At 74.2% G+C, this 21609-nt stretch carries 18 protein-coding genes and 1 pseudogene; 10 read left to right on the top strand and 9 right to left on the bottom strand.

What is annotated here, in order from left to right; genetic code table 11:
* Nucleotides 1-37 precede the first annotated feature (37 nt).
* Nucleotides 38-1858, bottom strand: a complete 1821-nt coding sequence (locus ABD976_RS11200) for an asparagine synthase-related protein (protein ID WP_345361448.1) — start codon at nt 1856-1858, stop codon at nt 38-40.
* 346 nt (nt 1859-2204) lie between these two features.
* The gene (shiA, locus tag ABD976_RS11195) at nt 2205-3521 is read right to left on the bottom strand and encodes a shikimate transporter (RefSeq protein WP_345361445.1); all 1317 of its coding nucleotides are present in this window, start codon (nt 3519-3521) and stop codon (nt 2205-2207) included.
* A gap of 386 nt (nt 3522-3907) precedes the next feature.
* Between shiA and ABD976_RS11190 the strand changes: the two genes are divergently transcribed.
* Nucleotides 3908-4267, top strand: a complete 360-nt coding sequence (locus ABD976_RS11190) for a hypothetical protein (RefSeq protein ID WP_345361442.1) — start codon at nt 3908-3910, stop codon at nt 4265-4267.
* Here ABD976_RS11190 and ABD976_RS11185 read toward each other — a convergent pair.
* Entirely contained in the window at nt 4239-5015 is a 777-nt protein-coding gene (locus tag ABD976_RS11185) for a bestrophin-like domain (RefSeq protein ID WP_345361439.1), read from the bottom strand. The two genes, ABD976_RS11190 and ABD976_RS11185, sit on opposite strands and share 29 nt — an antisense overlap.
* 379 nt (nt 5016-5394) lie before the next feature.
* Between ABD976_RS11185 and ABD976_RS11180 the strand changes: the two genes are divergently transcribed.
* From ABD976_RS11180 to ABD976_RS11165, 4 genes are all read left to right on the top strand, one after another.
* Nucleotides 5395-6675, top strand: a complete 1281-nt coding sequence (locus ABD976_RS11180) for a hypothetical protein (RefSeq protein WP_345361436.1) — start codon at nt 5395-5397, stop codon at nt 6673-6675.
* A 77-nt stretch (nt 6676-6752) separates the two neighbouring features.
* Nucleotides 6753-7055, top strand: a complete 303-nt coding sequence (locus ABD976_RS11175; RefSeq protein ID WP_345361433.1) for a hypothetical protein — start codon at nt 6753-6755, stop codon at nt 7053-7055.
* 63 nt (nt 7056-7118) lie between these two features.
* Nucleotides 7119-8381: a nucleotide sugar dehydrogenase gene (locus tag ABD976_RS11170; protein ID WP_345361430.1), complete on the top strand. Its 1263-nt coding sequence runs from the start codon at nt 7119-7121 to the stop codon at nt 8379-8381.
* A gap of 148 nt (nt 8382-8529) precedes the next feature.
* Entirely contained in the window at nt 8530-9069 is a 540-nt protein-coding gene (locus ABD976_RS11165) for an EF-hand domain-containing protein (RefSeq protein ID WP_345361427.1), read from the top strand.
* Nucleotides 9070-9464: 395 nt separating this feature from the next.
* Here the strand turns inward: ABD976_RS11165 and ABD976_RS11160 are convergent, their stop codons facing one another.
* The 6 genes and pseudogenes from ABD976_RS11160 to ABD976_RS11135 form a co-directional block, all read right to left on the bottom strand.
* Nucleotides 9465-9884 carry a DUF6917 domain-containing protein gene (locus ABD976_RS11160; RefSeq protein ID WP_345361424.1) on the bottom strand — a complete coding sequence of 140 codons (420 nt, stop codon included), beginning with the start codon at nt 9882-9884 and terminating at the stop codon, nt 9465-9467.
* 5 nt (nt 9885-9889) lie between these two features.
* Nucleotides 9890-10804, bottom strand: a pseudogene (locus tag ABD976_RS11155) (Gfo/Idh/MocA family protein); the annotation flags it as partial.
* Nucleotides 10801-11904: an Ldh family oxidoreductase gene (locus tag ABD976_RS11150; protein WP_345361421.1), complete on the bottom strand. Its 1104-nt coding sequence runs from the start codon at nt 11902-11904 to the stop codon at nt 10801-10803. The gene ABD976_RS11150 and the pseudogene ABD976_RS11155, both read right to left, overlap by 4 nt.
* On the bottom strand, nt 11901-13193 hold the full coding sequence (locus tag ABD976_RS11145) for a M20/M25/M40 family metallo-hydrolase (protein WP_345361418.1): 1293 nt from the start codon (nt 13191-13193) through the stop codon (nt 11901-11903). The genes ABD976_RS11150 and ABD976_RS11145 overlap by 4 nt, the downstream gene beginning before the upstream one ends.
* Nucleotides 13190-14041 carry a sugar phosphate isomerase/epimerase family protein gene (locus ABD976_RS11140; RefSeq protein ID WP_345361415.1) on the bottom strand — a complete coding sequence of 284 codons (852 nt, stop codon included), beginning with the start codon at nt 14039-14041 and terminating at the stop codon, nt 13190-13192. The genes ABD976_RS11145 and ABD976_RS11140 overlap by 4 nt, the downstream gene beginning before the upstream one ends.
* Nucleotides 14031-15047, bottom strand: coding sequence for a Gfo/Idh/MocA family oxidoreductase (locus tag ABD976_RS11135; RefSeq protein WP_345361412.1), 1017 nt, complete (start codon nt 15045-15047; stop codon nt 14031-14033). The genes ABD976_RS11140 and ABD976_RS11135 overlap by 11 nt, the downstream gene beginning before the upstream one ends.
* Nucleotides 15048-15328: 281 nt before the next feature.
* Here ABD976_RS11135 and ABD976_RS11130 point away from each other — a divergent pair, with 281 nt between their 5' ends.
* From ABD976_RS11130 to ABD976_RS11110, 5 genes are read left to right on the top strand one after another with little or no spacing between them, the layout of a single operon-like run.
* The gene (locus ABD976_RS11130; RefSeq protein WP_369774500.1) at nt 15329-16543 is read left to right on the top strand and encodes a DegT/DnrJ/EryC1/StrS family aminotransferase; all 1215 of its coding nucleotides are present in this window, start codon (nt 15329-15331) and stop codon (nt 16541-16543) included.
* A 5-nt stretch (nt 16544-16548) separates the two neighbouring features.
* Nucleotides 16549-17673 (top strand): DegT/DnrJ/EryC1/StrS family aminotransferase, encoded by a 1125-nt coding sequence (locus tag ABD976_RS11125; protein ID WP_345361724.1) that lies wholly within the window; start codon nt 16549-16551, stop codon nt 17671-17673.
* Nucleotides 17674-17689: 16 nt separating this feature from the next.
* Nucleotides 17690-18667, top strand: coding sequence for a UbiA family prenyltransferase (locus tag ABD976_RS11120; protein WP_345361409.1), 978 nt, complete (start codon nt 17690-17692; stop codon nt 18665-18667).
* Entirely contained in the window at nt 18664-20016 is a 1353-nt protein-coding gene (locus ABD976_RS11115; RefSeq protein WP_345361406.1) for a protoporphyrinogen/coproporphyrinogen oxidase, read from the top strand. Before ABD976_RS11120 ends, ABD976_RS11115 begins: the two co-directional genes overlap by 4 nt.
* 11 nt (nt 20017-20027) lie before the next feature.
* Entirely contained in the window at nt 20028-21608 is a 1581-nt protein-coding gene (locus tag ABD976_RS11110) for an AMP-binding protein (RefSeq protein ID WP_345361721.1), read from the top strand.
* The last annotated feature ends 1 nt before the right edge of the window (nt 21609 follow it).

Here is a 21609-nt window from a genome sequence, read left to right as displayed (position 1 = left end):
TCCGGGGAGGTGGGGGAGCGACCACGCCGCGGGCGGATCAGCCGGTGCCCGCCCGCAGGTCCGGTCGCCGGGGAACGGGACGGGAGGCCGTGGTGCCGCGCAGCCACGTCTCGACGCCGAGCAGGTCCTCCAGGGCGGTGGCGGTCGCGGTGTCCGGGCGGGCGGTGAGCCGCTCGCCGAGCCGATCCACGTCGATCAGCCCCCGGGCGGCCAGCTCGGAGTCGGCGAACAGCTCCACCAGCGCGGACCGGTTCCGGTGGATCCCGGCGCGGACGTCGTCCTCCGGGCCCGCCGAGGAGACCCGCTCCAGCACGGCGGCGGGCACGATCCCGCGCATCGCCTCGAACAGCAGCCGCTCGTCCTGGCCCGGACCGCGCTCCTGCGGTCGCACCGCGAGCACGGCCTCGGCGATGCGGTCGTCGTAGAACGGCAGGTCCAGGTCGAGGCCGGAACCGGCGTAGAGCTGGCGCAGCATCCGGTGCCTGCTCGCCGCGCTCCGCAGCGCGAGCAGGCTCTGGTGCTGGCCCGGGTCGGCGGCCAGCGGCGCGGCGTGCTCGGCGGTCCGGCGCAGGGCGTCCCGGGCCTGGTCGGTGCACGCCCCGGTCACCCAGCCGGGAGCGCGCAGCGGTCGCGGTCCCCAGCCGGAGCCGGGCGGCTCCGGGCCGGTGAGCTGCTCGGCCTGCGCGTGCCACCACGCCGCCGCGGATTCCGGCCGGGCCAGCCGCCCCAGCGCGTCCCACAGCGACCAGCCGCCGGTGGCCCGGTAGCAGCGGACGTGGCGCAGCGCGGTGAGCGGGTGGCGCCGCAGCAACCGGTGCAGGTAGCCGGGGTGCACCTGCAGCAGCTCCGCGGCCCCGCCGCCGCTGAGGTGCCGCCGCGATCCGTGCCGGGCCAGGAGCTGCGCGGTGTAGTGCGCCTGGGCGGTCGTGCGGGCGAACGGGTACGGCTCCTCGGTCCCGGCCGGGACGTGCGGATCGGTGAACGCGGCGGGCAGGTCCCGGCGGGCGGCGCTGAGGTGCTCGGCGTCCTCCAGGCTGCGCACGGCGTGCACGGCGAACGCGGTGTCGCCCCGGTCGTCGGCGGTCGGCCGCCAGCGCAGGGTGAGCAGGTCCGGGGTGTGCCGGTCGGCCAGGAAGCACAGCGACGTGGCGGCGAGGTCGCCGGACAGCTCGGCGCTCAACCGCCCCTGGGCGGGCGCCCGGTGCTCCAGGCCCGCGGTCAGCGCCGCGCGCACCGCGCGGGCCCCCTCGGCCGGTGGGCGCGTCGGCGCCGGGGCGTGCCACCAGCGCCGCTCCTGCGCGTCCTGCCGGTGCCACACCAGGCAGTGGTCGGGGGCCAGCGCCTCGATCCCGGCCCAGGGGGAGCGCTCGCCCAGCGGGGGGATCAGCAGACCGCCGCACGCCACCCGGGCCGCCAGCAGCTCCTCGTCGACCCCGGCGCCGGTCATCGCGGCCAGCACGTCGGCCCGGTCGGCCGCCAACCGCACCGCGCCGACCCGGGCGTGGAAGACCCGCCGCAGCCCGGTCGCGCTGCCCTGGGCGCGGACCTGGCCGTGCACCGAGGCGATCACGTGGCACGAGCCGGGCAGCGCGGCGGCGAACGCGTCCACATCGGAGGTGGTCCGGATCCGCGCGGCCAGCTCCGCGAGCCGCGTGGTGGTCATCGGGCAGAACCCGATCACCGCCACGCGCACCGGGCCCGCGTCGGCCAGCGCGAACCGCCCGGCCGGCCACCGGCCGACCAGCCACGGTCGGCCGGAGGGGTGGGCGATCACGTCGGGGGAGTCCAGCGGGACCACCGCGCGGGCCAGCGACGCCGCGTCGGTGTCGGGCAGGACGACGAACCCTTCGCACCACATCGCGCGGCCCTCAGCGGTTCCGGCCGCGGTGCTGGCGCGCGACCGGGGTCGCTCCGCGTGACTGGTCGTCCATCACAACCTCCTCGACGCCCACGTCGTAGCCGGACGACTACGGGGAACAAGGATCATTGGCCGCGCGCCGGGGCCGGGTCAACGGCCCGGGCGCGACGGTCACCCGCTTTGCGCACCAACGTCAGCCGTACCAGTGAGCCGCGGGCGTGTCCGGAGGTGCGGGAGATCGCGTGGTGCCACCGGGTTTCGGAATCGATACAGCCGGGGTCCGCTGTGGACACGCGACGCGCCTCGCTCCCTTGTGGACGATCGCGGGGCGGGGCGACCGCTCGGGTCAGACGCGCTCGGCGGCGGGGTGCGGGGTGCGCGCGGGGGCCCGCAGGGTCAGCGCCACCGCCGCCGAGACGGCGCAGCCGACGGCGAGGTAGGCGGCCACCCAGTACCACCGCCCGCCGCCCAGCACGACCAGGGCGGTGGCGATGAACGGGGTGAACCCGCCGCCGAGGGCGGCGGCGACCTGGTAGCCGAGCCCGGCGCCGCTGTACCGGTACTCCGCGCCGAACATCTCGGTGAACAGCGGTTGCTGGACGCTGACGACCATGTCGTGCGCGATGTTGACCAGCACCACCGAAGCGACGACGACCAGGACCTCCGAGCCCGCTTCCAGCGCCAGGAAGTACGGCACCGCGGCCAGGGCGCCGATCACCGCGCCGCCCAGGAACACCCGCTTGCGGCCGTAGCGGTCCGAGAGCCAGGCGAACAGCGGGATGGTCACGATGCCCAGCGCGCCGACCAGCAACCCGATGGTGAGCATGAAGCCCTCGTCGAAGCCGTGCTCGGTGGTGGCGTAGGACAGGGCGAAGGTCGTGACGATGTACATGCTCAGCAGCTCGGCCAGCCGCATCCCGATGATCCGGAAGAACGCGCCGGGGTGCTCGCGCAGGGCCCGGACCACCGGCAGCCGCCGCTTCCGCGACGGCTGCTCCTCGACCTCGTCGGTGAACACCCGCGTTTCCGGAACACCCGAGCGGATCCACAGCGCCACCGCCACGAACACGATGCTGAGCAGGAACGGCAGCCGCCACCCCCAGGTCCGGAACGCCTCGTCGCCGAGGACGGGTTCGAGCAGCGCCACCACGCCGGTGGCCAGGATCAGCCCCACGGAGTAGCCGACCTGCACGCCGCTGCTGTAGAAGGCCTTGAGCTTCGGGGGCGCGCTCTCCACGGCCATCAGCGCCGCGCCGCCCCACTCGCCGCCGACCGCGAAGCCCTGCACGGCGCGCAGCAGCACCAGCAGCAGCGGTGCGAGCCAGCCGATGCTCCCGTAGGTCGGCAGCAGGCCGATCAGCGCGGTGGCGCCGCCCATGATCGCGACCGTCCACACCAGCATCCGCTTGCGGCCGATCCGGTCGCCGAAGTGGCCGAAGAACAACCCGCCCAGCGGGCGGCAGACGAATCCGATGCCGAAGGTGGCGAAGGCGGCCAGCGTGCCCGCGACCGGGCTGAACTCCGGGAAGAAGGCCTCGTCGAACACGATCGCCGCGACGATGCCGTAGAGCAGGAAGTCGTACCACTCCACCACGGCGCCGACGAGGCTCCCGGCTGCCGCCCGCCCCGGTCTGGTCGTCGCGGGCCCGGCCGCGTGGGTCATGGAAACCTCCTGTGCGCTCTGCGCACATCCGTGCGCAATTCTGCGGAATGGTGCCTGTCCGCATCGAGGCGGTCAACGCCCACCAGCAGGTGGGACGCCGAGCCGACCGGAGGTGGTGGGGGCGGCTGCCGTTCGGGGCGCGCAGCGCCCGGCCGTGGCGGGACCCGTCGCGACCGGTGCGATGAGGGTAAACACCCGTTCCCCCGCGCGAGGCCCCCGCGGGACCTCGCCTGAGGCCCGGACCACTAGGCGTCCGGCGGGGGACTCGGACGGCGGGGGTTTGGACGGCGGGGGCTCGGACGGCGGGGGCTCGGACGGGTGTTCCGAGGAGGCGGCTCCCGGCGAGCTCGGGAACGGGTGTCGGGTCCGGATGGCAGGCTGGTGGCATGTCTGCCTCCGCACCGGACGATTCGCTGGCGGGCGTCCTGGCCTCCGTCGCCTCGGCCGCGGCGACCCGCTTCCGGGGTCGCAACCTGATGATCCGCACGCGCGGGACGGTGCACGCCGTGATGTGGGCGCCGTGGATGGGCGGGTGGGAGCTGCCCGCGCCCGCCTGCCACGTGGGCGTGTTCGGCTGGGTCGTCGACGACCTGCACCCCACCGCCGACCCGGTGACCTGCAAGCTCTGCCTGCGCGGCAACGGCGGTGCCGGAGCCCGGGCGGGAGCTCAGCAGCTCGCCCTGGACCTCGACACCGCCGGCGCGGGCGCGGAGCCGGTCACGCCCCCGACGTCGTCGTCCGGCTGAAGCCCTCCAGCGTCGTCCGGAACGGGTCGGGGTCGATGCCGAACGGCCCGCTCAACGGGTGCATCAGCGCCGTCGACAGGTAGAGGACGAGTCCCAGGGTCGACGACAGCAGCACCATGCTCGCGATGTTGGCCGGCCGCATGCTCAGCCCCACCAGGAGCGGGAAGGCGATCATCAGCGCCGCGCCGAGGGCGCTGCCGGCCAGCAGCACGGTGTTGAACGTCTTGCTGTCGGTGGCGATGTCGACCCGTTCCCGGTGGCCCTCGTCGATCTGGCGGATGCTCTGCAGCGACTGCTCCCGGGCCGACTTCACCGCCTCGTCGTCGGCGGGCAGGGCCAGGACCTCGCCGCGCAGCGCGTTGAGCAGCCGGTCGACCTCGGGATCGGTCCGGCTCTCGTCCAGCGCGGCCCACTCGTGGTCGACGACCCGCTCCGCGTACTGCTCGGTCAGCGACTGGATCGCCGCTGCCTGCGGGGCCGGCGCGACGGAGGCCTGCCAGTAGATGTCGGTGAGCGCGTTGGCCTCCTGCTTGGCGGCGCTCTCGATGTCGTCGCCGTTCTGCCACGCGAACACGATGTAGAACGCCAGCACCACGGTGAACAGCGCGTTGAGGACGCCGCCGACGAACGACTGCGAGTCGGAGTCCGATCCGCCGTCGGCGACCGCTTTGCGGCGGGCGATCAGCAGCGTGATGCCGGCGACCACCAGCGCCAGCAGTCCGACCGAGACGATGCTGAGGATGCTCAAGGGATTTCCCGTTCCTGGATTGCGAGAGGGTTGCGCGAAGGGGGGGCCGGGGCGACGAGCATGCCCGCACGGATCCCCGGCCGACTGTAGCGAGGTGGATTTCGCTTCGGCAGGCGGTTTTCGTTCCTCACCGCCGAGTTCACCGGATGTGGTGATCTTGACGCGCGGTCCGGCGGCGCCGCGCCGGTCCTCCGACGCTGAAGCCGGTCGCCGTGCGGGTGCAAAGCGCAGGTCACGGGCTCCCAATGGACACTGTGGAGTGTGCTCGAACCCGCCGGGGGCGCTGTTCGGGTGCTGCTACGGTTCCTTCCGCCGTCGCCGCGATGAAGCGGCTTTCGGGAATATTCCGCAAGAAAATCCAGGGAGGAGGTGGACCGTCGTGCGCATCCGGAACACGTCGCGATGGGTGGCCGGGCTGCTGGCCGTGCTGGCGCCGCTGCTCACGTCCGCCTTCGTCCCGCTCGCCGCGCGCACCGGGGCGGCACCGTCCTCGGGTGCGGGGACGACGGGCACGGTGACGGTCGGGGCCGAGTCCGCGGGCGACCGCTCGTCTTCGGTGCTCGACCTGCCGGCCGGTGCGCGGATCGTGTCGGCGGAGCTCCGGTGGAGCAGCGCCGGACCGGCGTGGTGCTGGTTCGACGGTGGCGCCGTGGTGATCCCGGACCTCTGGGCGGGCGCGGTTGCGATCACGGCCGACCGGGTGGAACCCGGCGAGCACGGGGCGACCGCGCGGGCGGACGTCACCGAGCTGTTGCCCGCCATGCTCGGTGCGGACGGCGAAACGCTGTCGCTCACCGGGTTCGCGGCGAGCGCCGACCAGGAGTGCTGGGCCGAGTGGGCGCTGATCGTGGTGTGGTCGCGGGAGAATCCCGCCATCGCGGTGGACAGCACCGTGGCCCCCGCGGTGGCCCGTCCGGGGCAGCGGGTGCGGCAGAGCGCCGTGGTGGGCAACACCGGTGATGTCGCGCTGCGCGACGTCACCGCGACCTTCGCCGGATGTCGCCGCGAGCTGGCACTGCTGCAACCGGGCGACCGCGCCGAGGTGCGCTGCGAACTGCCCGCGCCCGCGTCGGGCGAGCTGCCCGTGGAGGTCAGCGGCACCAGCCCGGCCGGTGAGGTGGTGACCGCGCGGACGTCCGGCGCGGTGCGCGCTCCGGCACCGGAACCCGCGCCCTCCCTGCAGATCCACGTCGACGGGACGCCCCACCCCACCCGTCCGGTGACGGCCGTGGTGCGGGTGTCCAACACCTCGGCGGTGCCGGTGCACGACGTGGCGGTCACCGGATCGCCCGCGTCCTGCGCGCACCGGATCGGTGAGCTGGCCCCCGGCCGGACCTCGGTCCACCGGTGCCGCGTCGGACCGGGCGAATCGATCGACCTGGTGGTCTCCGGCCGGTCCGCGCACGGCGTGGTGGCCACCGCCGAACTGGTGGTCGCCCCCGAGGGCGAACCCGGAACCGCCGTCGCGGCGCCGCCGAGCAGACCGCCGGCACCGCCACCACCGCCCCCGGAAGCGCCGGTCCGCGCCGCGGAGCTGACCGAGGTCGGTCTCGTGCGCGAATCCCCGGCTCGGGCAGCGGGTTTCATCGCCGTGCTCGGCGTGCTGGTGATGATGGTCAGCGTGGGCGCGCTGTCCGCCGCGACCCGCGTCGGCCGGTGACCTCACGCCGGAACGGCAGAACTTCCGTGCTCCGCACGGATTCGCATGACGACAACGATGACAAGGATGTGCCGGAAATGCGTCTTCTCCCCACCGCCACCGCCCTCGCCGCGGGAGCGTTCGCGATGCTCGTGTCCGCCGGTGCGGCTTCCGCGGCCACCGGTGAGGTCGTGGTGTTCGAGACCGAGGTCCAGCAGGCCACGACCTGGGCCAACCCCAACGGGTGCCAGAAGCTGCCGTTGGCCGCCCACGTGCTGGTCAACCAGACCGACCAGCCGGTGCGCATCTACGGCGACCCGTTCTGCCTGACCCCGTCGCTGACCGTGGAGCCCGGATACGGCGCGCACGTCATGCCCGGCAGCGGCAGCTTCTCGGCCTGACGTCCCGGTCACCTCGGTGGCGGGGTGACCCGTCCGCTGTCCCGAATGCAGGAGGAGGTGCGCATGTCCGTCGACCTGGTCGTGGTCGGCCTCGGCTACGTCGGATTGCCGTTGGCCGCCCGGGCCTGCGAAGCGGGGCTCAGCACCGCCGGGCTGGACGTTTCCGGCGAGGTGGTGGCCGGGCTCGTCGCGGGCCGCTCGCACGTCCGGGACGTGCCGGACGCGGTCGTGGCGGACATGGTGGCCACCGGGTTCACCGCGACCACCGATCCGGCCGTGCTCGGCACCGCGGACACGATCGTGCTGTGCCTGCCCACCGGGTTGTCCGGGGTCGGCGAACCCGACCTCTCCGCGGTGCGCGCGGCGGCCACCGAGGTGGCCGCCCGGCTGCGGCCGGGCACGCTGGTGGTGCTGGAGTCGACGAGCTTCCCCGGTACGACCGAGGAACTCGTGCGGCCGATCCTGGAGCGGGGCAGCGGACTGCGGGTCGGGGCGGACTTCCACCTCGCGTACTCGCCGGAGCGGATCGACCCGGGCAACGAATCCTTCGGGATGCGCAACACCCCGAAGATCGTCAGCGGGTGCACGCCGCTCTGCGCGAAGTACGCCACGGCGTTCTACGACCGGCTGGTCGACTCCGTGGTGGTCTCCCGGGGCACCCGGGAAGCGGAGATGGCCAAGCTGCTGGAGAACACCTACCGGTACGTCAACATCGCCCTGGTGAACGAGATGTCGTTGTTCTGCCACCAGGTCGGCATCGACGTCTGGGACGTGCTGCGGTGCGCCGCCACCAAGCCGTTCGGGTTCACCTCGTTCCAGCCGGGGCCCGGGGTGGGCGGGCACTGCATCCCGATCGACCCGGTGTACCTGGAGAGCAAGGCGACCACCGAGGGATTCGCGTTCCGCACGCTCGCCGCCGCCCGGTCGGTGAACGAGGGGATGCCCGCGCACGTCGCGGAGCGGGTCCGCGGTGCGCTCGCCGAACGCGGCGCACCGGTGGTCGGTGCGCGGGTGCTCCTGCTCGGCGTGTCCTACAAGCGGGACTGCGACGACACCCGGGAGTCGCCGGCGTACCCGGTCACGCGCGACCTGCTCGCGGCCGGTGCGGTGGTCGGCTACCACGACCCGCACGTGCCGGAGTTCGCGGTGGACGGGGCGCCGCTGCCCCGCACCGAGGACCTGACCGCCGCCCTCGCGGCGGCGGACGTGGTGGTCCTCATGCAGGACCACCACTGCTACGACGCGGCGGCGCTCACCGCGTCGTGCCGCGCGCTGGTCGACACCCGGGGCATGACCTCGGGTGCCGAGGGGGTGGCTCCGAGCTGAGCCACCGGAAGAGTTCCGCCGGAGGTCGGCCGACTACCGGCGGGGACCGCGCTGGACGCCCCTCACGTCCCGCGCGAAGGTCGCGGCGGTGCCTGACGTGGCCCGCCCGACCGGCAAGGAAGTGTGCACAACTGCGAAGGAGATCATCATGACCGCGGCTACCGACATCGCGAACGAGCGGCTGCGCAAGCGCTTCGCCCGCTGGGACCAGAACAGCAACGGCACCCTGGAGCAGGCGGACTTCGAGAAGGAGGCCGCGCAGATCGCGCGTGCCTTCGGCAAGAGCGCCGACAGCGCCGAGGCGCAGGCGCTGCACGCCGCGTTCGCCGGGATGTTCCGGCACCTCGCCGTCGAGGCGGGTGCGGGTGCTGACGGGATGCTGTCCGAAGAGGACTTCGTCCGGGTGACCCAGAAGCTGATGTTCCAGGACGGCGAAGAGGCCTTCAACACCGTGCTCGGCCCGGTGATGCGGTCCATCGTCGGCCTGTGCGACAAGAACGCCGACGGCCAGATCAACGCCGACGAGTTCGTGGCGTGGCTGGGCGCCGTGGGTGTCGACTCGACCCAGGCCGCCGACGCCTTCCGCCAGGTGGACACCAACGGCAACGGCGAGCTCTCCATCGAGGAGCTGCTCGAGGCCGTGCGGAACTTCCACTTCGGCCGTCTCGAGGTCGAGCTGCTCGGCTGACACCAGCCGTTCGGATCCGGTGGCCGGGGACCTCGACGAGGTCCCCGGCCACCGCGCTGTTCCCGGGCGAACCGCGGAACCGAGGAGCCGACCAGGTGAGGGGCCCGCGTCCGAGCGAGGACCGCTTTCGCCAATGACCTGCGTGGCGGTGCGGGGGCGGAATATCAGCGGCCTTCTCGCTCCGGGAGCCTCTCCTGACGTACCGAACACGTGCACGGTGTCACGGCTGTCCTCCCGTCGTTGGTACATCAGGAGGCGATCCCGCAGCGAGGGGATCGCTGAGGTTCCGCTACCCGCACCGCCACGCAGGCCATTCTGAAAGCGTTCCCATGTTGGACAAGGGGGCCCCTCACCTGGCTCCCCCACGGGTGGTCGGGGAGGTCCGCAGCAGACGGTCAGCGGACCGGTACCCGGGCCGGGTGGAAGCCCACCGGCATCTCCGGGAGCAGGTCCAGGTCCGCGCCGGTGACCGGCACCGGGGCGTGGACGATGATGTTGTAGTGGTTCGGGAAGTGGCAGGCGTCGAAGCCGAGCACGGTGCCGACCAGCCGCTCGCCGATCCGGAACTCGTCCCCCCGGTCGATCACCCCGGCGCAGCCGATCTCGGCGAAGCCGAGGAAAGCCACCCGGTCGATCCGCGCGCCGGGCGCGGTGTCCCGGTGATCGGTGGTGAGCAGCTCGTGCACCTCGCCGCGGCGCACGCACCGGCTGGCGTGCGGCTCCAGCGACATCCCGCGTTCCTCGCGGCGGTGCACCAGCACCTTCACCAGCGTGCCGTGCAGCGCCCGCTTGGGGCCGTCCTCCTCGGGGTTCACGCCCGCTCACCTCCCGGTGCCATCGCCGGCTCGCGGCGGTAGACCTCGTCGACCAGTTCCAGCGCGGCGAGCCCGCCGTCGCGGTGCCCGGGTCCGGCGTCGATCGCGGCGGCGAAGGCGTCCAGGACGCCCACGTACTCGTGCCACAACGACGATTTGAACCCGCGGTGCCCGGCGAGCAGATCCGCCCGGTGCACCGCGCCGTCGGCCAGCCGCACCTCGACGTCCTTGGTCTCGCCCGGGTAGGACCAGTCCAGCTCGACGGTCGCCTGCGCTCCGGCGGCGGTGTCCAGCCGCACCACGGCCTGCCGGTCGGTGCCCCGCTCGTCGCGGGTCACCTCGGCCGCCACCACGGCGCAGTCGCCGAGGAACAGCCGGACCAGGTCGAAGGCGTTCGGGCCGTTGTCGGCGACGCATCCGCCGCCGCAGCGGTCCGCGTCGAGGTACCAGGTGTCGCCGCCGATGTGCTCCTCGATGCGTTCCAGGTACCGCACGGTCAGCGCTGCGATGCCCGTCGGCGGCCCGATCCGGTCGCGCAGCCGCAGCGCGTTGTCGTTGTAGCGGCGGTGGAACGCGGTGAACAGCACGGGACCGCCGAGCTCCGCCAGCGACCGGCCTTCGGCGGCGGAGAGGCCGAGGGGCTTCTCCACGCACACCGGCAGTCCGGCCAGCAGCGCGTCCCGGCACAGCGCGGCGTGCGCGTCGTTGGGCGCGGTGACGACCACGGCGTCGAGCGCGGCCTCGCGCAGCAGGTCGCGGTGGTCGGCGTAGCAGGGGACGCGGTCGGCGTGCGGGGCCAGCGCGTCGGGGCGCAGGTCGCACACCGCGCCGAGTTCCCAGCCGGGCATCCGGTCGATCGCGGCGAGGTAGTACCGGGCGATGGTGCCCAGGCCGATGATCCCGATCCGTCGCGGGCTCACGCGCCTGCCCCCAAACCGAGCTCGACGAGCTCGCGGTGCACCTGGGGCAGCAGCGGCACCCCGGTGCGGTGGCATTCGCGGGCGCGTTCGGCCTCCCACCACCCCGGGTAGCGGACCTCGCCGCCGCCGGCCGCGGGCGGGCAGTCCACCAGGGTGCCGAACAGGGTGCGGGCGTCGGCGGCGAACTCCCCGTCCGGGCGCAGCAGGTCGGGTGCGATGGCGAGGACGAAGAACCCGATGTCGTCGTCGGTGCCGTGCGGTCCCCCGGTGCCCTCCAGCGCGGCGGGCGCCGGGCCGAGGCCCGCGCCGGGCAGCAGGGCGGAGAGCAGTTCGACGACGAGCCCGAGCCCGTAGCCCTTGTAGGCGCCGGTGGCCGGGTCGCCGCCCAGCCAGCGCAGGTGGGCGCTGCCCGCGTCGAACCGGGCCGGATCGGTCACCGCGCCACCCGCGTCGTCGGACAGCCACCCCGCCGGGACGGTCTCGCCGCTGCTCGCGGCGGTGCGGACCTTGCCGGTGGGGACCACGGTGGTGCTCATGTCCAGCAGGAACGGATGGTCGTCGAGGGCGGGGGCGGCGACGCTGAGCGGGTTGGTGCCGAGCATCGCCAGCGCCCCCAGCGGTGGCCGGGCGATGCGCTGCCCGCCGCAGTTGCTCGCGACGACCCCGATCATGCCGCGTTCGGCGGCCCGCAGCGCGTGGAACCCGGCGCAGCCGAAGTGGGTGGCGCCGCGCACCGACACCAGCCCGATGCCGTGCCGGGCCGCGCGGTCGGTGGCCGAGTCCATCGCCTCGGCCGCGGCCCAGAGGCCGAGCGCGCGGCGGGCGTCGACCAGCGCGCAGGCGCCGAGGTCGGTGCGGACGACCGGCTCGGCGTCCGGTGCGGTGCGGCCGGAGGCGAACAGCGGCAGGTACAGGCGGGTCAGGTTGAACGCGCCGTGCGAGTCGAAGCCGCACAGGTCCCCGTGGCAGAGCGCGGCGGCGGCGGTGGCGGCCCGGTGGGGTGGCGTGCCGCGCTCGGCGAACAGGCCCGCGATCAGCGCGTGCAGCTCGGCGTAGGGCACCGCGATCCGTTCCCGCAGATCGTCGGTCAGCAGCGTCATGGTGTGGTGGTTCCCCTTCCGGCACTCCGGTGCCATGCGGCGAATTCGGTGAGCAGGGCGGACACGGCCGCGGCGAACTCCCGCAGCTCGTCCAGGTCGGCGTACTCGCCTTCGGCGTGGGCGTTGTTGGTGTCGAGGCTGCCCGGGCCGAGCACCGCGGTGGCCGCGTCGGCGACGCCGTCCATCCAGATCGCGTCGCAGGTGAACGCCGGTTCGTCGGCCGGCCAGCGGGCGATCCCGGCCCGGTCCAGCAGCGCCTCCAGCCACGGGTCGCCGCAGTCGAGGCTGGGCAGCCCGCTCTTGAGCCACTCCACGCTGGTCAGCGCGTCGGCGCGGGCTGCGGTGCGGGCGAATTCCCGGGTCCCGGCGAAGGTCCGGGCGAACTCGGCGATCCCGGTGCGCACCGCCGCGGTCAGCGCCCGCTGCGCGCCCTCGCCTTCGGCGGAGGAGGCGTAGGAGAGGTTGAGCAGCAGCTCGCCGCTGCCGTAGACCCGGTTGTGCCGGTCCCCGGTGCGCAGCCCCGCGACGCAGCAGCGGCCGGGCCGGTGCGCCGGGTCGAGCGCGCGGGCGAGGTGCTGGGCGAGGAAGCCCAGCAGCACGGAGGCGTTGTCCCCCGCGTCGGGCCGGTCGTCGATCGCGCCGTGCCCGTCGACCCGGACCCGGGCGGTGGCCGAGGCGGTCGCGCGGGACAGGTGGCGCAGCCCGGTCGGTTCGCAGAAGACGTTGAGCCGTCCGACGTAGCCCGCTTCGACCAGCGGTCGCGTGCCGTAGGTGCCCATCGCGCCGCCTTCCTCCCCGGCGACGGCCTGGACCAGCACGGTGAGGTCGCGCCCCAGCGCGGGCTCGCGGGCGACCGCGTCGCGGATCCCGGCCAGCAGCGCCACCGCCGGGCCCTTGGCGTCGATGGCGCCGCGGCCGGTGATCCGGTCGCCGCGCCGGTCGACGGGTTCGAGCCCGGCCACCGTGTCCAGGTGCACGTTGAACATCGCGGTGGCGGCGCGCGGTGACCGCGGACCGAGCCGCAGCACCTGGCTCGGCTGCGCGGTCAGGAAGTCCTCGCGGGCGGCGGCGCGGTGCACGGCCGCGGGAACGTCGTCGCGGCGCAGCACCGCGCGCGGCGGGGCACCGCGGTGCACCACTTCGAAGCCGAGCTCGCGGGCGGCGCGGGCGTAGGCGCGCTGCGCGCGGTCCAGCTCCGCCGGTGGATCGCCCGGATCCGCTTCCAGCGGGTTCACCGTGGGGATGCGCAGCAGGTGCAGCAGCAGCGCGACGTCGTCGTCGGTGATCACGCGGGCACGCTCCCGGCGAGCTCGTGCAGCAGCGCCTCCAGCCGCCGTCCGGCGCGCACGAACGGCTCGGCGTCCTCGGCGCGCACGCCGTCGTGCGGGCGGGTCGCGAGGTGCGGTTCCAGGGACAGGGCGCCGGTGTAGCCGGAGTCCAGCAGCAGGCGCAGGCAGTCCGCGACGCGGGCCGAGCCGTCGCCGGGCAGCACGTAGCGGGCCTGGCCGGGGCCGCCGACGGCGTCCTTGACGTGCACGTGGGCCACGTGCGGCAACAGCGGTGGCAGCAGTTCGGCCGCGTCGTAGCCGTGGTCGACGCCGTTGCCGGTGTCGAACAGCAGGCCCAGCCCGTCGGCCGCGTCGAGGAGCTGGCGCATCCGGTCGGCGTCGGCACCGGCCCACCCGGCGCAGTTCTCGTGCAGCAGCACCACGCCGCGCCGCGCCGCGCGCTCGGCGAGCCGGGCGGTCCGGTCCAGCACGCGGTCCCGCCAGTCGTCGGGGGCGAGGCCGCCGTCCGGGTAGGACATGATCCGGACGTAGCGGGTGCCGAGCGCGCCGCAGCGGTCCGCGAGCACGTCGAGCTCGTGCAGGTCGTCGGCGAACGGCGCGGTGACCGGCCGGGCCCAGTTGCCGATCCGCGAGGCCGCGCACACCACGTCCAGCCCGGCGTCGCGCAGCGCGGTGCGGACCCGGGCGAAGGCGGCGTCGGTGAGGTCGGCCAGCGCGGTGCCGTCCACCGAGCGCAGCTCGACGTGCCGCCACCCGAGCCGCTGGATCGCGGCGATCTGCCCGGCCACCGAGGTGGCCGCTTCGTCGCCGATGCCGGCGAGCGCGCGGGGCGGGGGATCAACCGGCATGCTGGTGCCTCCGGTGCAGGTCGGGGAGTGCGGTCAGGCAGTGCTGCTTGGCGGCCGAGACCAGCCGGAGGATCTCGCCGTGCAGCGCGAAGGTGCCGTCCGGTCCGGGATCGGGGTGCAGGAAGTGCCGGTAGGCGCGGAGCACGAAGGCGGTGAGCGCGTCGTCGCGGAACACCCGCCGCACCCGGTCGCCGGTCGTGGTGAGCTGGGCGTGGTCGTCGTGCTCGCTGAGCGGGAAGTGGCCGGTCGCCCGGCCGCGCTCGAAGTCGAGGGAGATCCGGCGCTCGCGGACCGGAGCGGTGAGGTCGGAGCTGATCTCGCTGAGCACCCCGCCGCGGTGGCGCAGCACCAGGCGCGCCCCACCCAACCGGGGGAGCGTGAAGTCCTCGCTGCGCATGTCGGTCCACTCGGCGTCGAGCAGCTCGGCCGGTCCGGCCAGCCGCAGCACCACGCCGAGCGCGTGCGGGATCTCCACGTCGAACGCGGTCGGGTGGCCCTCGTCGAGGGTGGACCGCTGGAACCGGGGCTTGTCCTGGGTCACCGAGATGGAGCGCAGGTCGCCGAACGCGCGGCGCATGGTCAGCGCCTGCAACCGGTGGGTGAGCTCGGCGTCCAGCCAGTGCGTCACCACGGCGGGGGCCAGGCCGTGCTCGTCGCACGCGCGGCGCACCGCGGCGTACTCGTCGAGTCCGGTGGCCAGCGGTTTCTCCACGATGATCCGGCGGAATCCGAGGTCGCCGAGCTCACCGAGCAGCGCGGCCCGGTCGACCGGCGGGGTGCACAGGTGCACGACGGTGTCCTCGGGCGGGAGCAGGGCGGCCGCGGCGCGCACGGATTCCACGACGGTGACCCCGGGTCGCTCGCCGCGCGCCTCGGGTGCGGGGTCGCACGCGACGACGGGTCCGGGGTGGAACAGTTCGCCTGCGGCGGCGCGTGCCTGGGCCAGGACTCGCAGGTGCAGTCCCGCTCCCGCACGGCCGAGGCCGACCACGAGTGATTGCAGCATCGTACTCCGTAGTGCTTTGTGGACAGGAACTGGCGTCGGAATCGGCCTGGAATCGCGCCATTTCTCCGGATTCCCGCCAGGCGGATCGCGCGGTCCTGCTCGCACACTAACCATTCGGGATCACCCGACCGAAGTCGGGGGAGCACAACGGTTTCCGGTGATCACCGTAAAGGGTGAAACTTTCTCGGGAACGACGTTCGAGCTTTCGGGTGGACCTGATCGTCGGCTAAGTTCTGCGGCCGTCAGCCCCGTTCACCCGTTCTCCCTGGAGCGTAATCATCGTGTCCTCCGGCGCGGATTCCACCAGGACTTGGGAAGACTTACCGGTACCGGCCGCCCCTGACGCCGCGTCGATCCCGTTCTTCTCCCAGGCCCGCACTTTCGACCGGCTCTGGTCGACCATCAGCGCCCGCGTCGGCGAGGTCTTCGACAACGGGAAGTTCTCCCACGGCGCGCAGGTCGCCGAGCTGGAACGCCGCCTCGCCGAGTACACCGGCGCCGCCCACGTGGTCGGCGTCAACAGCGGCACCGACGCGCTGGTGCTGCTGCTGCGCGCGCTGGGCCTCCGCCCCGGCGACGAGGTCGTCGTGCCCGGCTACTCGTTCGTCGCCACGGCCACCTCGGTGGTCCTCGCGGGCGGTACGCCGGTCTTCGCCGACATCGACCCGGACACCTACGCGCTGGACCCCGCCGCGGTCGAGCGGGTGATCACGCCGCGGACCCGGTTCGTGATGCCCGCGCACCTGTTCTGCCAGATGGCCGACATGGCCGCGCTGTCCGGCGTCGCCGAGCGCCACGGGCTGATCCTGGTGGAGGACAGCGCCGAGGGCATCGGGATGAGCCAGGGCGGCAAGCACGCCGGGCGGCACGGTGCCGGCGGGGTGCTGTCGTTCTTCCCGAGCAAGACGCTGGGCGCCCTCGGGGACGCCGGTGCGGTGCTCACCGACGACGCGCGGGTGGCCGAGCTGGTGGCCGGTCTGCGCCACCACGGCCGGTTCGGCCGCACCCTGGACCACTTCCCGGGGATCTCCAACGAAACCGCGCTGGTCGGCACCAACAGCAAGATGGACGACCTGCAGGCCGCCGTGCTACTGGCCAAGCTGACCGCGCTGGACCAGGAGATCACCCGCCGCTCGGTGCTCGCCGAGGCGTACCGGCTGGGGCTCTCCGGAATCCCCGGCGTCGTCCGGCTGCCCAAGGTCGTCGACGCCGGCTCGACCGGGGTGTACTACGTCTACCTGATCGAGGTGGAGCACCGCGACGAGCTCGTGGCGCACCTGGCCCGCAACGGCATCGGCACCGAGACCTACTACCCGGTCCCGCTGCACCTGCAACCCTGCTTCGCCGGACTCGGCCACGCCCCGGGCGACCTCCCGGTGGCCGAGGCCGCCGCGGCGCGGGCCGTCGCCCTCCCGCTCTACCCCGACCTGACCCTCGCCCAGCTCGACCGGGTGTGCTCGGCGGTGCGCGAGTTCTGCTCCCGGAGGTGTGGCTGATGCCGATCGACGTGCCGTTCTTCCCGCCGGACCTGTTCGAGGACGACCGGAAGGTGATGCTCGACCTGATCGGCGAGATCGGTCGCGCCCCGGAGCAGAAGTTCATCCTGGGCGAGCGCACCAAGGAGTTCGAGGAGCTGCTGCGCGAGTCGCTCGGTGCGGCCGACGTGGTCGCCTGCGGCAGCGCCACCGCCGCGCTCGGCCTGGTGCTGCGCGCGGTCGGCGTCGGGGCGGGCGACGAGGTCGTGGTGCCCGCCTTCGGCTGCGCCCCGCTGGCGTCCTCGGTGCTCGAAGCCGGTGCCACGCCGGTGTTCGCCGACATCGACCCGCACCGGCTGGTGGTCGACCCCGAGGACGTCGAGCGCCGGATCACCGCGCGCACCAAGGCGATCATGCCCGCGCACATGTTCTCCATCATGGCCGACATGCCGCGGTTCGCGGCCCTCGCCGAACAGCGCGGCCTGCGGCTGGTGGAGGACTCCGCCGTCGCCCAGGGCGCGGAGCTGCGCGGTGTCCCGGCCGGGCTGTGGGGCGAAGCGGGGGTGTTCTCCTTCGTCCAGGTCAAGTCGTTCGGGATGCCCGGTGAGGGCGGCGCGGTCGTGACCCGGGACCCCGAGATCGGCGCGCGGGTGCGGATGCTGCGCAACCACGGCCAGGGCGCGCAGCGCTTCGTGCACGAAGTCGTCGGCCGCAACAGCCGGTTCGACGAGATCCAGGCGGCGTTCCAGATCCACCGGTTCCCCGGCTTCGCCGCCCGGCTGGAGCGGCGGGCGGCGATCGCCGACTTCTACACGCGGCGGTTCGCGCCGCTGGCCGACCGGGGCGTGGTGGCTCCCCCGCCGGGGCGGGAGGGACGCTGCTACTACGTGTACTGCGTGCTGGCCGACGACCGGGACGGGCTGCGCGACCACCTGGCGGCGCGCGGCATCGCCTCGCACGTCTACTACCCCCAGCCGCTGCCCCGGCAGGCGGCCTTCGCCCCGTGCGCCCCCGCGGACGGCCGCTGGCCCCACGCCGAGCTGGCCAGCCGCCGCATCCTGGCGCTGCCGATCTACCCGCACCTGACCGACGCCGAGGTGGAGCGCGTCGCCGACGCCGTGTGCGCCTTCGCCGAGCGCGCCCCGCAGTGAGGAAGTGACCCCCGAGATGACCAGTGACCTGCACTCCGCGCCCCGGGGCGCGGCGGTCACCCGACCCGAGAGCAAGGCCCGGAGCTACGTGCGGCTGGGCAACCTCGACGTCTACGACTACTACCTCAGCATCCTCGTGGTGGCCTCGGCGGTGCTGGTGCCGCTCTCGGCGGCCCGCCCGGGCACCGTGCCGATGCTGCTGCTGTTCCTGCTCGGCGCGCTCGGCACCATCGTCGCCATGGTGGCCTTCGACGACCTCACCGGCTACCGCGACGGCAGCGACGTCGTCAACTACGGCCCGAACGACCCGCTGCGCAAGAAGCTGCGCAAACCCCTGGTCGCGGGCACCCTCACCGAAGCGGAGGCGCTGCGCTTCGGCTGGATCACCGCGGCCGCGGGCGCGGTGCTGTGGACCGGTGCGGTGCTCGTCGCGCCGGCCGCGCCGCTGTGGACGGTGCTGCTGGTGGCCGCCACCTTCGTCATCGCCCTGCAGTACTCCTACGGGATCAAGCTCAGCTACCGCGGTTTCCAGGAGCTGTTCCTGGTGGCGTTGGGCGTCGCGCTCGTGCTGGCCCCCTACGGCCTGGCCACCGGGCGGTTCTCGGAGTTCGTGCTGGTGCAGGCGGTGCTGTTCGGCATGGGACCGCTGATGTTCGGGGTGTACTCCAACACCAACGACGTCGAGGGCGACCGCGGCGTGGGCCGGGTGACGGTGGCGGCCCTGACCTCCCCGCGCGGCAACGCGCTGTTCATCGGCGCCCTGTCGCTGGCCGAGTTCCTGATCGGCGCGGTGGCCTCGGCGACCGGGCTCGCCCCGTGGTGGTTCGTCCTGCTGATGCTGCCCGCCAGCGCGTTGCGGGCGCGGCAGTACCACCTCGGCTTCCGGGTCGGCGACATCATGCGCGCCCGGCGGGTCGGGTTCGCCGTGCACCGGCTCTGCGTGGCGCTGCTGATCGTGGCGAACCTGCTGGTCGGGCTCGGGGTGGCCGGGTGAGCCCCGATCTGGACGTCGCCGTGGTGGGCGCCGGGATGGCCGGGCTCACGGCCGCCTCCGAGCTGGCCGCCGCGGGGCTCGAGGTGCGGGTGTTCGAATCGGATCGGCAGGTCGGCGGCCGGATGGCGGCCTTCCGGCACGGCGGGTACACGGTGGACACCGGCGCCGAGCAGATCTCCCCGCACGGCTACCGGGCCACCTGGCAGCTCCTGGAACGGCTCGGCGTCAGCGCGGGCGAGGTGCCGGTGATCGGCAGGCCGCTGGCGGTGTGGCGGGACGGGCGCGCGCGGCCGGGAGCGGCCGAACCGCGCGCGCTGCTCACCGGAGCCGGGCTCTCCCGCCGCGCCCGCCTCGACCTCGCCCGGTTCCAGGTGTGGGCGGCCCGCCGTCGCCGCCGGTTCGACACCGACCGGCCCGAACGCGGTCCGCTGGCCGACCTGACCGTCGCCGAGTTCGCCCGGCGCTACCACCCCGACCTGCACGACTACCTGTTCCAGCCGGTGTCCGGGGCGTTCTTCGGCTGGGACACCGCGCGGTCGTCGGCGGCCGTGATGGTCGGCCTGCTGCTCGCGGTGGGCGACGCCGCGGACTGGCGCACCTACCGCGACGGCATGGACACCCCCGCCCGGTTGCTCGCCGAGCGGCTCGACGTGCGCACCGGCCGCCGGGTCCGGGAGGTCGTCGCCGACGGCGACGGCGCCCGGCTGGTCGTCGGCGACGACACCGTGACCGCCCGCGCGGTGCTGCTGTGCGTGCCCGCCCCGGTGGCGCGGCGGCTGCACGCGAACCCGGCCCCCGTCGAAGCCCGCTACCTGGACGCCTGCACGTTCACCCCGGCGCTGAAGGTGAGCTGCCTGCTGGACCGGCCGATCGCCCCGCCCGGCGAGTCCGCGCCGTACCTCGTGCTCACCCCGCACGTCGAGGAGGACGTGCTGTCGGCGATCATCGTCGACCACCGCAAGCACCCCGGGCGGGCGCCCGCGGGCAAGGGCCTGCTGAGCCTGATGCCCCGGGCCGCCACCACCGCAGACCTGATCGACGCCCCGGACCGGGAGATCGTCGGCAGGCTCACCGCGGCGGTCGAGCGCTACGTGCCCGGCTTCGGCTCGGCGAACCGGGAGAACTTCGTGCACCGCTTCCGCTGCGGGCTGCCCGAAGCCACCCCCGAGGCGCTGCGCAGGCGCCCCGCCTTCACCGCGCGCGAGCTCAGCCCCGTCGATTACGCGGGGGACTGGGTGAGCCTGCGCCCGGCGAGCGAGGGAGCCGTGCGATCCGGCGCGCTCGCGGCCTCGCGGGTGCTGAGCAGGCTGCGCGCAACCCGGCGATCCGGCCTAGGAGTTCCGCTGTGAAACCACATGACATGGGCGTGCTGTTCGACGAGTGCGCCGCCCGCCGCACCGGTACCCGGGTGCACCTGGACCGGCCGTTCGACATCGCCCCGGACGGCGGCACCGAGCACGGCGTCGACGACCTCGCCCGGCTGGTCCGCGACGCGGCCGGGTGGCTGGCCGGGGCCGGTGCCGCCCCCGGTGAGCGGGTGGCCGTCGTCAAGGACAACCACTGGGACTACGACCTGCTGGCCTGCGCGGCGGTGCGCATCGGCGCGGTGCCCGCGCAGCTCTCCGCGCACCTGTCCGGGGAGGCGCTGGCGGCGCTGCTCAAGCGCCTGGACGCGGCCGTCGTGGTCACCACGTCCGGGGTGCTCGACCGCGCCGCGGCGGAGGGCGTGGACCTGCGCGCGTTCGCCCGCACCACCGTGGTGCTCGACGGCGGCGTGCCCGGGGCGCAGACCCCCGCGGAGCTGCGCGGCCACCCGGCGCCGTCCCCGCACCGGCGCGGGCGCGACGCCCCGCTGGTGATCAACCACACCTCGGGCACCACCGGGATCCCCAAGCTGGTGGTGCATTCGACCGCCACGCTGGTCGGCGCGCTGGCCCGGTTCGAGGCCACGCGACTGCCCAAGATCGGCATCCGCCGCGACGACGTGCTGGCCAACGCCAACGCCTACGCGCACGGCCGGACCTTCTGCTGGACCGCGGTGGTGCTGAGCATGGCGCCGCGCGATCTGGTCGTGCTCAGCGACGACGACCCGGACCGCGCGGATCCGCTGCTGCGGCAGCACCCGCCGACCTACCTGGAGGCGCTGCCCGCGACGTTCGTGCGCTACCGGACGCTGACCACCCGGCTGGACAACCCGTTCCGGCGGGTCCGCGTGTTCCTCAGCACCTACGACGCGATGCACCCGCCGACGATCCGCGCCTACCTGCGGGCCAGCGCGCGCCGGTCCCCGGTGTGGATGCAGGGCTGGGGTCAGACCGAGACCGGGCCGCTGACCTTCCGCTTCCACACCCGCCGCTCGCTGGCGGGGGAGCGGCGCGGTCGGTCCTCGGCCCGCGACCTCGGGCGGCCGGTGCCGTTCAAGACGCGCCTGCGGGTGGTCGATCCCGAGACGTTCGCGCCGGTGCGGCGCGGTCGCCCCGGCCTGGTGCTGGCCCGCACCGCGGCGCTCTGCCTGGACTACCTCGGCGAGTCCGAGCGCTGGGCGGCCAAGCGCACCGGTCCGTGGTGGAGCACCGGTGACATCGGCGTGCGGCGCCGCGACGGCGCGGTCCACCTGCTCGACCGCGAGGTGGACAGCGTTCCCGGCCTGAGCTGCCTGGAGACCGAGGACCTGCTGGAGGACCGCTTGCCCCAGGTGCAGGAGTGCGTGGTGCTGGCCCGTCCCGGGGCGGATCCGCTACCGGTGCTGATCACCGAGGACGGCGGGTTCCCGGAGCAGGCGTGGGCGCGCGCCACGCGCGGGCTGCCCGCCATGCAGGAGCCGGTGGTGCGGTCCTGGGACGCGGTGCCGCGCACCGGCACCGGCAAGGTGCGCCGGCTGGCGCTGCTGGAGCAGCTCACCGGCAGCACCGAGGTGCCCGGGACCGGCCGGTGGACCTGAG

This window comes from Saccharopolyspora cebuensis (assembly GCF_039542665.1).
GTDB classification, from domain to species: Bacteria; Actinomycetota; Actinomycetes; order Mycobacteriales; family Pseudonocardiaceae; genus Saccharopolyspora; species Saccharopolyspora cebuensis.
This window is presented reverse-complemented; position numbering and strand designations above follow the sequence as displayed.